At 68.3% G+C, this 11,991-nt stretch carries 12 protein-coding genes; 2 read left to right on the forward strand and 10 right to left on the reverse strand.

Annotated elements, in window-relative coordinates; all coding sequences use genetic code 11:
• Window positions 1-17: 17 nt before the first annotated feature.
• Window positions 18-584, forward strand: a complete 567-nt coding sequence (locus tag H0B54_RS10620; RefSeq protein WP_246472456.1) for an AAA family ATPase — start codon at window positions 18-20, stop codon at window positions 582-584.
• On the opposite strand, the gene H0B54_RS10625 is transcribed toward H0B54_RS10620, so the two are convergent.
• The 9 genes from H0B54_RS10625 to glpD all read right to left on the reverse strand — a co-directional run bounded on the left by H0B54_RS10625 (window position 574) and on the right by glpD (window position 10,687).
• Complete coding sequence (locus tag H0B54_RS10625; protein WP_188260279.1) at window positions 574-1,347, reverse strand: SDR family NAD(P)-dependent oxidoreductase; 774 nt, start codon at window positions 1,345-1,347, stop codon at window positions 574-576. The genes H0B54_RS10620 and H0B54_RS10625 overlap by 11 nt on opposite strands.
• A 12-nt stretch (window positions 1,348-1,359) precedes the next feature.
• A complete protein-coding gene (glpK, locus tag H0B54_RS10630; protein WP_188260280.1) occupies window positions 1,360-2,865 on the reverse strand; it encodes a glycerol kinase GlpK in 1,506 nt (501 codons plus the stop codon).
• Between the two features lie 179 nt (window positions 2,866-3,044).
• Window positions 3,045-4,799 carry an ABC transporter substrate-binding protein gene (locus H0B54_RS10635; RefSeq protein ID WP_094306231.1) on the reverse strand — a complete coding sequence of 585 codons (1,755 nt, stop codon included), beginning with the start codon at window positions 4,797-4,799 and terminating at the stop codon, window positions 3,045-3,047.
• 58 nt (window positions 4,800-4,857) lie between these two features.
• Window positions 4,858-5,151 (reverse strand): DUF2160 domain-containing protein, encoded by a 294-nt coding sequence (locus H0B54_RS10640; RefSeq protein ID WP_094306232.1) that lies wholly within the window; start codon window positions 5,149-5,151, stop codon window positions 4,858-4,860.
• A gap of 19 nt (window positions 5,152-5,170) precedes the next feature.
• On the reverse strand, window positions 5,171-5,968 hold the full coding sequence (locus H0B54_RS10645; protein ID WP_014242527.1) for a carbohydrate ABC transporter permease: 798 nt from the start codon (window positions 5,966-5,968) through the stop codon (window positions 5,171-5,173).
• Between the two features lie 15 nt (window positions 5,969-5,983).
• Entirely contained in the window at window positions 5,984-6,868 is an 885-nt protein-coding gene (locus H0B54_RS10650; RefSeq protein WP_014242526.1) for a carbohydrate ABC transporter permease, read from the reverse strand.
• A complete protein-coding gene (locus tag H0B54_RS10655) occupies window positions 6,868-7,956 on the reverse strand; it encodes an ABC transporter ATP-binding protein (RefSeq protein ID WP_188260281.1) in 1,089 nt (362 codons plus the stop codon). Before H0B54_RS10655 ends, H0B54_RS10650 begins: the two co-directional genes overlap by 1 nt.
• A gap of 17 nt (window positions 7,957-7,973) precedes the next feature.
• Entirely contained in the window at window positions 7,974-9,077 is a 1,104-nt protein-coding gene (locus H0B54_RS10660; RefSeq protein WP_149649048.1) for an ABC transporter ATP-binding protein, read from the reverse strand.
• Window positions 9,078-9,145: 68 nt separating this feature from the next.
• Window positions 9,146-10,687, reverse strand: coding sequence for a glycerol-3-phosphate dehydrogenase (glpD, locus tag H0B54_RS10665; protein ID WP_188260282.1), 1,542 nt, complete (start codon window positions 10,685-10,687; stop codon window positions 9,146-9,148).
• A 231-nt stretch (window positions 10,688-10,918) separates the two neighbouring features.
• Here glpD and H0B54_RS10670 point away from each other — a divergent pair, with 231 nt between their 5' ends.
• Window positions 10,919-11,503 carry a DedA family protein gene (locus H0B54_RS10670; protein WP_211109306.1) on the forward strand — a complete coding sequence of 195 codons (585 nt, stop codon included), beginning with the start codon at window positions 10,919-10,921 and terminating at the stop codon, window positions 11,501-11,503.
• A gap of 39 nt (window positions 11,504-11,542) precedes the next feature.
• On the opposite strand, the gene H0B54_RS10675 is transcribed toward H0B54_RS10670, so the two are convergent.
• On the reverse strand, window positions 11,543-11,746 hold the full coding sequence (locus H0B54_RS10675; protein ID WP_094306237.1) for a DUF3008 family protein: 204 nt from the start codon (window positions 11,744-11,746) through the stop codon (window positions 11,543-11,545).
• Window positions 11,747-11,991 lie beyond the last annotated feature (245 nt).

Genomic DNA, 11,991 nt, shown 5'->3' on the forward strand with positions numbered 1-11,991 from the left:
ACACAGGAGGACGTCCCATGAGCGAAGACGCGCGCCGCCTCGTCGTCATTACGGGTGGCCCCGGCTCCGGGAAAAGCACCCTGATCGACGCGCTGGCCCGCCAAGGCTACGCCCACAGCGTCGAGGCGGGCCGCGCCATCATCCAGGACCAAGCCGCCATCGGCGGGCCGGCGCTGCCCTGGATCGATCCGTCGGCCTTCGCGGAATTGATGCTGTGCTGGGAACTGCGCTCCCTCCGCCTCGCGCGGGAGCAGGCGGGGACGGTCTTCTTCGACCGCGGCATCCCGGACGTCATCGGCTATCTGCGTCTGATGAGCCGCCCGGTTCCGGCGCATATGGAAACGGCCGCCCGCCGCTTCCGCTATCACCGGACCGTCTTCATTGCTCCGCACTGGCCGGAGATCTTCGCGCCGGACGCCGAGCGCCGACAGACCCTGGCCGAAGCCGCGGCGACCCACGACGCCATGGTCGAGACCTACGGCGGGCTGGGTTACGAGCTGGTCGAACTGCCCAAGGCGCCGGTGGCCGAGCGGCTGCGCTTCGTCCTGGACCGGCTTGCCGGGCCGGGGCCGCTCACGCCATGAGCTGGCCGCCGTTCACCTCGATCACCTGCCCGGTGATGTAGCCGCTGAGCACATCCGACGCCAGGAACAGATAAGCGCCGACGCAGTCCTCCGCCGTGCCCAGCCGGCCCAGCGGGATGCGCGCCGCCGTCGCCGCCAGCTTCTCCGGCGAGGAGTAGCGCTGGTGGAAATCGGTGTCGATGGTGCCGGGCGAGACAGCGTTGACGCGGATGCGGTCCGGCGCCAGCTCCGCCGCCAGGGAGCGGGTGAAGGTCGACACGAAGGCCTTCGACGCGCTGTAGATCGAGGAGCCGGGACTGCCGCCGGTGCGGGCGGAGATGGAGACGGTGTTGACGATGGCCCCTCCCCCCGCGGCGCGCAGGGCCGGCAGGGCGCGCCGGCAGGCCACGACGACGGAGCGCAGGTTGAGGTCGATCACCTCGTCCAGGAAGTCGTCGCCGATCCGCTCCAGCGGCACCCGCCCCACCATGGTGCCGGCGTTGTTGACGAGGATGTCCAGCCCGCCCAGCGCCTGCACCGCCGCGTCCACCGCCGACTCCACGGCGCGCGGGTCGCGGAAGTCGCCGCTCACCGCATAGACCTCCGTGCCGCCCGCCGTGAGGGCGAGCGCCAGCTTCGCCGCGGCATCATTGCCACCAGAACCGTGAAGCGCCACCCGCGCCCCCAGGCTGGCGAAGGCGGTGCCCACCGCCGCGCCGATGCCCCGGCTGCTGCCGGTCACCAGCACGCGCTTGCCGCGCAGATCCTCGCCCAACAGGGTCATGGCTCCTGTCCCTCAGCGTTCGCGGCGCACGCGGCGCACGGCGTCCAGCCAGCCGTCGTACAGGCGGGCGCGCTTGGCCGTGTCCATCCGCGGCTCGAAGCGGCGGTCGCAGCGCCAAGCGCCGGCCAGCGCCGCCTGATCGCGATAGACTCCGGCCTTCAACCCGGCCAGCCCGGCCGCTCCCAGCGCGGTCGTCTCGATCACCGCCGGGCGTTCCACCGGCAGGTCCAGCACGTCGGCCAGGAACTGGCACAGCCAGTCGTTCGCCGCCATGCCGCCGTCCACCCGCAGCGCGTCGGAGGTCGCCATGTGCGAGGCCGACCAGTCGGAGACCATGGCGTCGCGCAGGTCGCGGGTCTGGAAGGCCACGGCCTCCAGCGCGGCGCGGGCGATGTGGGCCGGGCCGGCGTCCAGCGTCAGGCCGAAGATCGCGGCGCGGGCCTCGGGATCCCAATGGGGGGCGCCCAAGCCCACGAAGGCCGGCACCAGATAGACGCCGTGGCTGTCCGGAACGCGGGTCGCCATGTCGTCGGTCTGGGAGGCGTGGGTGATGATCCCCAGCCCGTCGCGCAGCCACTTGATGGCCGCCCCGGCGATGAAGATGGAACCCTCCAGCGCGTAGGTCGTCCGCCCGTCCAGCCGGTAGGCCACCGTGGTCAGCATGTTGGAGCGCGATTCCACCGGCTCGTCGCCGGTGTTCAGCAGGGCGAAGCAGCCGGTGCCGTAGGTGGACTTCACCATGCCCGGTTCGAAGCAGGCCTGCCCGAAGGTCGCCGCCTGCTGGTCGCCGGCGATGCCGGTGATCGGGATGGGGCGGCCCAGCAGATCCGGCTCCGTCGCGCCGAACTCGGCGCTGCTGTCCAGCACCTCCGGCATCATGGCGCGGGGGATGCGGAACAGGGCGAGCAGCTCGTCGTCCCAGTCCTGGCGGTGGATGTCGAAGACCATGCTGCGCGAGGCGTTGGTCGCGTCGGTGGCGTGCACCCGCCCGCCGGTCAGCCGGTGCAGCAGGAAGCTGTCGATGGTGCCGAAGCACAGCTCGCCCCGCTCCGCCCGCTCCCGCGCGCCGGGGACATGGTCGAGAATCCAGGCGATCTTGGTGGCGGAGAAGTAGGAATCGATCAGCAGCCCGGTCTTGCGCCGCACCAGCGGCCCGCAGCCCTCCTCCACCAGCTTGCGGCAGAGGTCGGCGGTGCGGCGGTCCTGCCAGACGATGGCGCGGTGCACCGGCTCGCCCGTGCGGCGGTCCCAGACGACGGTGGTTTCGCGCTGGTTGGTGATGCCGATGGCGGCGATGTCCGACGCATTCAGCCCGGCCTCGTCCACGGCGCCCCGGATCACCGCCACGGTGTCGCGCCAGATGTCCTCCGGATCGTGCTCCACCCAGCCGTCGGCGGGATAATGCTGCGCGAACTCCCGCCGGGCCACCCCGGCGGGAACGCCCCGCCGGTCGAAGACGATGGCGCGGGTGGAGGTGGTGCCCTGATCGATGGCGAGGACGTGGCCGGCTTCAGACATGGTCTTTCCTATGGTCTTTCTTCTTTCCCCTCTCCCGTCCCGGGAGAGGGAGGGACCCACGCGTCAGCGTGGGAGGGTGAGGGTACTGGCAAGGATCAGCACCTTGATCCTCGAACGACCCTCACCCGGCCCTTCGGGCCACCCTCTCCCGGGACGGGAGAGGGATTCAAGTCATCGCATCACTGCGCCATGGCGGCCTTCTTCGGCGGCGAGGCCGGCCAGGACTTGATGAGCTGGTCGTAGTCCACCGTCTCGCCCTTGGGCTTCTCGTTGGACAGCTTGCGCTGCGGCGCGGTGGTGCCGTCCTTCTCGGCCTTGGCGAACCAGAACTCCGCCGACTCCTTCTTGTTCATCTTCGGCCCGCATTCGCCCTGCACGCCGGACCGCTCCAGCCGCTCCAGCACGGAGTCCTGGGCCGCGGCCAGCGCGTCCATGGCCGCCTGCGGCGTCTTGGCGCCGGAGGAGGCGTCGCCGATGTTCTGCCACCAGAGCTGCGCCAGCTTCGGATAGTCCGGCACGTTGTTGCCGGTCGGCGTCCACTGCACGCGCGCGGGAGAGCGGTAGAACTCGACCAGCCCGCCCAGCTTCGGCGCGCGCTCGGTGAAGCTCTTGTCCCAGATGTCGCTTTCCCGGATGAAGGTCAGGCCGACATGGCTCTTCTTCAGGCTGACCGACTTCGCCATGGTGAACTGGGCGTAGAGCCACGCCGCCTTGCGGCGGTCCACCGGGGTGGATTTCAGCAGAGTCCACGACCCGGCGTCCTGGTAGCCCAGCTTCATGCCGTCCTTCCAGTAGGCGCCCTTCGGCGACGGGGCCATGCGCCATTTCGGCGTGCCGTCGGCGTTCACCACCGGCAGGCCGTCCTTCACCATGTCGGCGGTGAAGGCGGTGTACCAGAACATCTGCTGCGCGACGTTGCCCTGGGCCGGCACCGGGCCGGATTCGGAGAAGGTCATGCCGGCGGCCTGCGGCGGCGCGTATTTCTTCAGCCACTCCACATATTTGGTGACGGAGTAGACGGCGGCCGGGCCGTTGGTGTCGCCGCCGCGCTCGATGGAGGAGCCGACCGGGCGGCAGCCCTCCATGCGGATGCCCCACTCGTCCACCGGCTTGCCGTTGGGCAGGCCCTTGTCGCCGTTGCCGGCCATCGACAGCCACGCGTCGGTGAAGCGCCAGCCCAGCGACGGGTCCTTCTTGCCGTAGTCCATGTGGCCGTAGACCTTGACGCCGTCGATCTCCTTCACGTCGTTGGTGAAGAACTCGGCGATGTCCTCATAGGCCGACCAGTTGACCGGGACGCCCAGATCGTAGCCGTACTTGGCCTTGAACTTCGCCTTGATGTCCGGGTTGGTGAACCAGTCGTAGCGGAACCAGTAGAGGTTGGCGAACTGCTGGTCGGGGAGCTGGTAGAGCTTGCCGTCCGGCGCGGTGGTGAAGGACTTGCCGATGAAATCGTTCACGTCCAGCGTCGGCAGGGTGACGTCCTTGCCCTCCCCCTCCATCCAGTCGGTGAGAGGAACCACCTGCTTGTAGCGGAAATGGGTGCCGATCAGGTCGCTGTCGTTGATCCAGGCGTCGTAGATGTTCTTGCCGGACTGCATCTGCGTCTGGATCTTCTCGACCACGTCGCCTTCCTGGATCAGGTCGTGGCGCAGCTTGATGCCGGTGATCTCGCTGAAGGCTCTGGCGAGCGTCCGGGCCTCGTACTCATGGGTGGTGATGGTTTCGGAGACGACGTTGATCTCCATGCCGGCGAAGGGCTTGGCGGCGTCGATGAACCACTGCATTTCCTTCAGCTGCTCCTCCTTCGACAGGGTCGAAGGCTGGAACTCGCTGTCGATCCAGCGCTTGGCCGCTTCGATGTCGGCGAAGGCCGGGGCCGATGACAGAAGAAGCGCCGCCGCGGATGCGGAGGCGAGATACAGGGTACGCATCGTTGTTTCCTCCCGTTTCCATTGTTTTAGGCCCGTTCCGGCCGGCACAGGCCGGCCGTCACACCCAGCGGAAGACCGCCGCGGCGTAAAGAAGCGAAAGCGCGGTCGCGTACTGCACCTCCCCACCCACCAGCCCCAGCCAGGCGAGGTGGATGAAGGCGCTGCCGAGCAGCGTGATGAACAGCCGGTCGCCGCGCGTCGTGGTGATGCCCAGCACGCCGGGGCGCGCCACCTCCGGCCGGTTGAGCGCCAGGACGGTCAGCAGGGTCAGCAGCCCGGCGATGACGGCGAAGAAGGCGCCGGTCTGCCAGGTCCAGGCCATCCAGGCGAGATGTTCGGTGACGGTGTCCATGGCGGCGTCCTCCCTCCCGTCAGACGCGGCCCAGGGCGAAGCCCTTGGCGATGTAGTTGCGCACGAACCAGATCACCAGCGCGCCGGGCAGGATGGTCAGCACCCCCGCCGCCGCCAGCAGCCCCCAATCCATGCCGGAGGCCGAGACGGTGCGCGTCATCGTCGCCGCGATGGGCTTGGCGTCCACCGAGGTCAGCGTGCGCGCCAGCAGCAGCTCGACCCAGCTGAACATGAAGCAGAAGAAGGCGGTGACGCCGATCCCGCTCGCCACCAGCGGCATGAAGATCTTCACGAAGAAACGCGGAAAGCTGTAGCCGTCGAGATAGGCGGTTTCGTCGATCTCCCGCGGTACCCCCGACATGAAGCCCTCCAGGATCCACACCGCCAGCGGCACGTTGAACAGGCAGTGGGCCAGCGCCACGGCCAGCGGCGTGTCGAACAGCCCGATGGCCGAATAGAGGTTGAAGAAGGGCAGCGCGAAGACCGCCGCCGGGGCCATGCGGTTGGACAGCAGCCAGAAGAACAGATGCTTGTCGCCGACGAAGCGGTAGCGCGAGAAGGCGTAGGCCGCCGGCAGGGCCAGCGCGATCGACAGCACCGTGTTCAGCGCCACATACTGCAGCGAGTTCAGATAGCCCGAATACCAGGACGAGTCGGTGAAGATCCGCCGGTAATTCTCGAAGGTCAGGGTGTGGGGCCACAGCGTCAGGCCGCTGACGATCTCGGTGTTCGTCTTCAGGCTCATGTTCACGAGCCAGTAGATCGGCAGCATCAGGAACAGGATGTAGAGCGTGAGGACGATCCGTGCGCGCAGCATGGCCCGTTTCCTTTGCTAGTTCCGTTGCGCGTCCATGCGGGTCATCACCGTGTAGAAGACCCAGCAGACCGCCAGGATGATCAGGTTGTAAACGATCGACAGGGCCGCGGCCTTGCCGAGGTCGAACTGCCCCAGCGCCAGCTTGACGAGGTCGATCGACACGAAGGTCGTCGAGTTGCCGGGGCCGCCGCCGGTCACCACGAAGGGCTCGGTGTAGATCATGAAGCTGTCCATGAAGCGCAGCAGCACGGCGATCAGCAGCACCCGGTGCATCTTCGGCAACTGGATGTTGCGGAACACCGCCCAGCGCGACGCCCCGTCGATCCGTGCCGCCTGGTAGAAGGCGTCGGGGATGGAGCGCAGGCCGGCGTAGCAGAGCAGCGCCACCAGCGAGGTCCAGTGCCAGACGTCCATCACCACGATGGTCACCCAGGCCGACAGCGGGTCCGCCGTGTAGTTGTAGGGGATGCCCAGCCGGTTGACCGCCCAGCCCAGCAGGCCGATATCCTCGCGGGCGAAGATCTGCCAGATGGTGCCGACGACGTTCCACGGGATCAGCAGCGGCAGCGCCAGCACCACCAGAGTCGCCGCCACCCGCCAGCCGTGGCGCGGCATGCTCAGAGCCACGGCGATGCCCAGCGGCACCTCGATCAGAAGGATCAGCAGCGAGAACAGCAGGTTGCGCCACAGCGCGTCGAAGAACCGTCCGCCGAGGTCGGTGGAGGGGTCGAGAAGCTCCTGGTACCAGCCGATGCCGTTCCAGAAGAACTGGTTATTCCCGAAGGTGTCCTGCACCGAGTAGTTGACCACCGTCATCAGCGGCAGGATGGCCGAGAAGGCGACGATCAGCAGAACCGGCAGGACCAACAGCCATGCCCCCTGGTTGACGGGCTTGTCCATCACGCCGCCTCCCCTTCCACGAGCGTTCCGTCCGCGTAGACATGCACCATGGCGGGGTCGAGCAGCAGGGACGCCTCGTCCCCCGCGAGAGTCAGATCCTCCGGCACCGTCGCGGCCATGGGAAGGCCCGACAGTTCCACCCGCGCGATGCGCGTGCGTCCCAGATCGTCAAGCCGGCGCACCCGCACCGGCACGCCGCCGGCCCCGGCGGGCGCCAGCGTGGCGAACTCCGGCCGCACGCCAATTTCAATTTTCGCTCCGCCGTTCAGGGCCGGATAGCCGCGGCGCAGCGCGATGACGTGGCCGCCGACCCGCGCGGCGCGGCCCGATACCTCGGCCGGCAGGACGTTCATGCCCGGCGATCCGATGAAGTGGCCGACGAAAACGTGGGCGGGCCGCTCGAACAGCTCCTGCGGGCGGCCCACCTGGACGACGCGCCCGTCATGCATCACCACCACCTTGTCGGCGAAGGTCAGCGCCTCCGTCTGGTCGTGGGTCACGTAGATCATCGTCAGGTCGAGCGCCCGGTGCAGCGCCTTCAGCTTCGACCGCAGCTCCCATTTCAGATGCGGGTCGATGACGGTCAGCGGCTCGTCGAACAGGATGGCCGCCACATCCGGGCGGACCAGCCCTCGCCCCAGCGAGATCTTCTGCTTGGCATCGGCGGTCAGGTTCCGCCCGCGCCGGTTCAGGTCCGCCGTCAGGTCGAGCAGCCCGGCGATCTCCCGCACCCGCGCGTCGAGCGGCGCCCCGCGCAGGCCGCGGTTGCGCAGCGGAAAGGCGAGGTTCTCGTAGACCGTCATGGTGTCGTAGACGACGGGGAACTGGAAGACCTGGGCGATGTTGCGCGCCTCGGTCGGCAGGGCCGTCACGTCCTTGCCATCGAACAGCACCCGTCCCTCGCTGGGGGTCAGCAGGCCGGAGATGATGTTCAGCAGCGTGGTCTTGCCGCAGCCCGACGGCCCGAGCAACGCGTAGGCCCCGCCCTGCTCCCACACATGGGTCATCGGCTTCAGCGCGTAGTCGTCGTCACCTTTGGGATTGGATATGTAGCTGTGGCCGAGGGATTGAAGGTCGATGCGCGCCATGCCGTCCGCCCTCCCCTTTACGCCGCCATGACCAGCGGCGGCGCCGCGGCCAGCCGCCCGTCATGGCCGAACACGAACAGCCGCCGCGGGTCGATGAAACAGTCGATCCGCTCGCCCGGTTCGACCTCCAGCACGCCGCGGGTGACGGCGACCCAGCGGTCGGTTCCGCCATCGGTGCGCGGCAGGTCGATGTGGACAAAGCTCTCCGAGCCGGTGATCTCGCTGACCGCCACCGCACCGCTCAGGGACATCGCGTCGGCGTGGGGCCGCGTCAGGTGCAGGTGGTCGGCGCGGAAGCCGATGGTGTAGTCGTCGTCCGGCAGCTCCGCCAGCACGCCGCGGGCCGGCCCGTGCTCGCCGGTCGCCAGCACGATTTGCAGGCCGCGCTTGTGCACCCGCATGGTGTTGAGCGGCGGGTCGGAGAAGACCCGCGCGCTGGTCAGGTTGGCCGGGCGGCGGTAGACGTCCGGCGTGCGCCCGAACTGCGCCAGCCGCCCTTCCCACAGCGTCGCCGTGTTGCCGCGGAGCAGCAGCGCCTCCGCCGGTTCCGTTGTCGCGTAGACGAAGACGGCACCGGTCGCGGCGAAGATCTTCGGCAACTCCTCCCGCAGTTCCTCGCGCAGCTTGTAGTCCAGGTTGGCCAGCGGCTCGTCGAGCAGGACGAGCTGCGCCTCCTTGACCAGGGCGCGGGCGATGGCGGTGCGCTGCTGCTGGCCGCCGGAGAGCTGCTGCGGCGTGCGCTGCAGGTAGGGCTCCAGCTTCAGCAGGCGCGCCGCCTCCCGCACCTTGCGGTCGATCTCGTCCTTGGGCCGGCGGGCGACCCGCAGGGGGGAGGCGATGTTCTCGTAGACGGTCAGGGAGGGGTAGTTGATGAACTGCTGGTAGACCATGGCGACGGAGCGTTCGCGGACGTGCCGCCCCGTCACGTCCACCCCGTCCACCAGCACGCGCCCGGCGCTGGGCACGTCCAGCCCGGCCATCAGCCGCATCAGCGACGTCTTGCCCGACAGGGTCGGCCCCAGCAGAACGTTCAGCGACCCGCGCTCCAGGCTCAGCGACACGTTCTCGAGGTGAACGTGGCCGCCGACATGCCTGCTGACCTTGTCCAGAACCAAGCCCACCGGCCTTCCTCCCCAATATTCATTTTTTCTTTATTGAGATGGTTCTTGTCGCCGTTTTTCCACGCCCGCTATTCGGCAGCGTCGGATGCCCTCTCCCTCCGGCTGCGCTCCTCCGTCATGAAGGCGTCGAGCGCCTGCACCTGGGCGGCGTCCAGCCGCAGCCCCAGCTTGGTCCGGCGCCACAGCACGTCCTCGGCGGTCTCCGCCCATTCCTCCGTCATCAGATAGCGGACCTCGGCCTCGGTCAGGGTCCCGCCGAAGTCGCGGCCCAGATCCTCCGGCCGCGCGGCGCTGTCGAGAATCCGGCGGGCGCGGGTGCCGTAGGTGCGCACCAGCCGCTCCAGATGCGGCTGCGTCAGGAAGGGCGCCCGCCCGCGCAGTTCGGCGACCAGAGCCGCGACGCCGTCCACCGGGAAATCGCCGCCTGGCAGGGTCCCGGCGCTGCTCCAGTCCGAGGCGCCTGGGGCGAGCTTCGGCAGGAAGGGAGCCAGCTTGGCGATGGCCGCGTCGGCCAGACGGCGGTAGGTGGTGATCTTGCCGCCGAAGATGTTGAGCAGCGCGGCCTTGCCGTCGCCCGGCGCGTCGAGCGCCAGCACATAGTCGCGGGTCGCCGCCTGCGCCGTCGAGGCGCCATCGTCGTAGAGCGGGCGGACGCCGGAATAGGTCCACACCACGTCGGCGGGCGTCACCGGCTTGGCGAAATAGTCCCCGGCGGCGGCGCAGAGATAGGCGATCTCCGCCTCCGACGCCCGGACGTCGGCCGGATCGCCCTGGTAGTCGTTGTCGGTGGTGCCGATCAGGGTGAAGTCGCGCTCGTAGGGGATGGCGAAGACGATGCGCTTGTCGGCGTTCTGGAAGATGTAGCAGCGGTCGTGGTCGAACAGCTTCGGCACCACGATGTGCGACCCCTGGACCAGACGGATGCGCGCGTCCACCGTGGACCGCGCCCCCTGCCGCATCACCTCCGACACCCAGGGGCCGGCGGCGTTGACCAGCGCGCGGGCGCGGATGCTGCTGCGCTGCCCGCTGCGCGTGTCCTCCACCGTCACGGTCCACAGCCCGTCCTCGCGGATGGCGCTCAGGAAGCGGGTGCGGGTGCGGATCGTCGCGCCCATGCGGGCGGCGTCCTGCGCGTTCAGGACCACCAGACGCGCGTCGTCGACCCAGCAATCCGAATATTCGAAAGCGCGACCGAAACCGGGCTTCAGCGGCTTCCCCGCCGGATCGCTGAGCAGATCGAGCCCGCGCGTGCCCGGCAGTTTCTCCCGCCCGCCGAGGTGATCGTAGAGGAACAGGCCCAGCCGCAGGAACCAGGAGGGCCGCAGGCCGGGCAGATGGGGCAGGACGAAGCGCAGCGGCCAGATGATGTGCGGCGCCATGCGCCACAGCACCTCGCGCTCGCGCAGCGCCTCGCGGACCAGCCGGAATTCGTAATATTCCAGGTAGCGCAGGCCGCCGTGGATCAGCTTCGTCGAGGCCGAGGACGTGCCCGACGCCAGATCCTTCTGTTCGCACAGATAGACGGAGCAGCCGCGCCCCGCGGCATCGCGCGCGATGCCGCAGCCGTTGATGCCGCCGCCGACGATGGCAAGGTCGTAGACCCCGGCCATCCATCCCTCCTCTTCGCTGTGCGCCCGCCCCTTGCGGTCTGCGCCTTTGTTTTCGTTTCAAACGGTAGCTGAGGGTTCAACGGGCCGCAATACGAAAAAAGTGAAAGCAATACGAAAGGTCATGGTGTCGGCGCCCCTCCCTCATTGGTAGAGCCGGTGAACTCCCGCGGCGCTGGCGGGTTATCCAGGCAACCGGAACCGGAGGACCGCGTGTTCGAGTGGATCACAAACATGGTCGAAAGCGGCGGCTACGCCGGCATCGCGCTTCTGATGCTGCTGGAGAACGTCTTTCCACCCATCCCATCGGAACTCATCATGCCGCTGGCCGGCTTCGTCGCGGCCCGTGGCGATCTCAGCCTCCCGCTGGTGGTTCTGGCGGGCACCGTAGGTTCGGTGGCGGGAGCGTTGTTCTGGTACTACGCCGGGCGGTGGCTGGGCAGCGAGCGGCTGAAGCGGCTGGCCGCGCGGCATGGCCGCTGGCTGACGGTGGCTCCCGCACAGGTGGACGAGGCGACGGGCTGGTTCCGCCGGCACAGCGCGGCGTCGGTGCTGATCGGGCGCCTGATCCCGGCGGTGCGCACGCTGATTTCCGTCCCCGCCGGGATCGCCGGGATGGGGCTGGCCCGCTTCCTGGTCTACTCGTCCATCGGAACGGCGCTGTGGTCGCTGGTCCTCGCCGGGGCGGGTTATCTGCTGGAGGGCCAGTACGACAAGGTGTCGGGATGGATGGACCCGGTGGCCAAGCTGGTCATCGCCGCCATCGCCGCCTGGTACGCCTACCGCGTCGCAACCTTCCGTCCGCAGGAACAGAACTGACGGGGACGCCCCCGTCAGTTTTCCCACACCCGTTCAACTTCACTCCTTCGCATCGTCCTTCGAACTGCGGGAGGGCAGGTCCTTGCGCTTCGCGGACGCCATCTCCCGCAGTTCCTTTTCGCTCATCGACTTTGCCATTTCTTTTGACGCGCCGCGCAGGCTGGATTCCGGCTGCTCCCCGCGCTTGGCGGCCAGCGCCGCGCCCGCGGCCATCTGCTGCTTCTTGGACTCCGCCTTGCTCATCAGATTCCTCCACCGGTGATGTGAACGCTCTTTCCATCAACAGAGCATGAGCGGATTCCGTTCTTGCGGACCGGCGCTGCAACCTTTGATGCCCCTTCGCAACCAGTTCGCTCCAGCATGGCTGCCGCGCTGCCCACCGGACCGGAATAACCACACATTGGTGTGTCTGCGTCATTCCATATCCGTAATGCGGCTTTCTCTTTCGTTAAAATTTCTTTGAGTTGTATCATTTGTTGACAACCCCT

It is taken from the genome of Azospirillum tabaci (assembly GCF_014596085.1).
Taxonomy (GTDB): Bacteria; Pseudomonadota; Alphaproteobacteria; order Azospirillales; family Azospirillaceae; genus Azospirillum; species Azospirillum tabaci.

What these genes read in the sequence shown, in the direction of transcription:
- H0B54_RS10620 (WP_246472456.1), top strand. Translation starts at nt 18, where the DNA reads ATGAGCGAAGACGCGCGCCGCCTCGTCGTCATTACGGGTGGCCCCGGC.
- H0B54_RS10625 (WP_188260279.1), bottom strand. Translation starts at nt 1,347, where the DNA reads ATGACCCTGTTGGGCGAGGATCTGCGCGGCAAGCGCGTGCTGGTGACC.
- glpK (WP_188260280.1), bottom strand. Translation starts at nt 2,865, where the DNA reads ATGTCTGAAGCCGGCCACGTCCTCGCCATCGATCAGGGCACCACCTCC.
- H0B54_RS10635 (WP_094306231.1), bottom strand. Translation starts at nt 4,799, where the DNA reads ATGCGTACCCTGTATCTCGCCTCCGCATCCGCGGCGGCGCTTCTTCTG.
- H0B54_RS10640 (WP_094306232.1), bottom strand. Translation starts at nt 5,151, where the DNA reads ATGGACACCGTCACCGAACATCTCGCCTGGATGGCCTGGACCTGGCAG.
- H0B54_RS10645 (WP_014242527.1), bottom strand. Translation starts at nt 5,968, where the DNA reads ATGCTGCGCGCACGGATCGTCCTCACGCTCTACATCCTGTTCCTGATG.
- H0B54_RS10650 (WP_014242526.1), bottom strand. Translation starts at nt 6,868, where the DNA reads ATGGACAAGCCCGTCAACCAGGGGGCATGGCTGTTGGTCCTGCCGGTT.
- H0B54_RS10655 (WP_188260281.1), bottom strand. Translation starts at nt 7,956, where the DNA reads ATGGCGCGCATCGACCTTCAATCCCTCGGCCACAGCTACATATCCAAT.
- glpD (WP_188260282.1), bottom strand. Translation starts at nt 10,687, where the DNA reads ATGGCCGGGGTCTACGACCTTGCCATCGTCGGCGGCGGCATCAACGGC.
- H0B54_RS10670 (WP_211109306.1), top strand. Translation starts at nt 10,919, where the DNA reads ATGGTCGAAAGCGGCGGCTACGCCGGCATCGCGCTTCTGATGCTGCTG.
- H0B54_RS10675 (WP_094306237.1), bottom strand. Translation starts at nt 11,746, where the DNA reads ATGAGCAAGGCGGAGTCCAAGAAGCAGCAGATGGCCGCGGGCGCGGCG.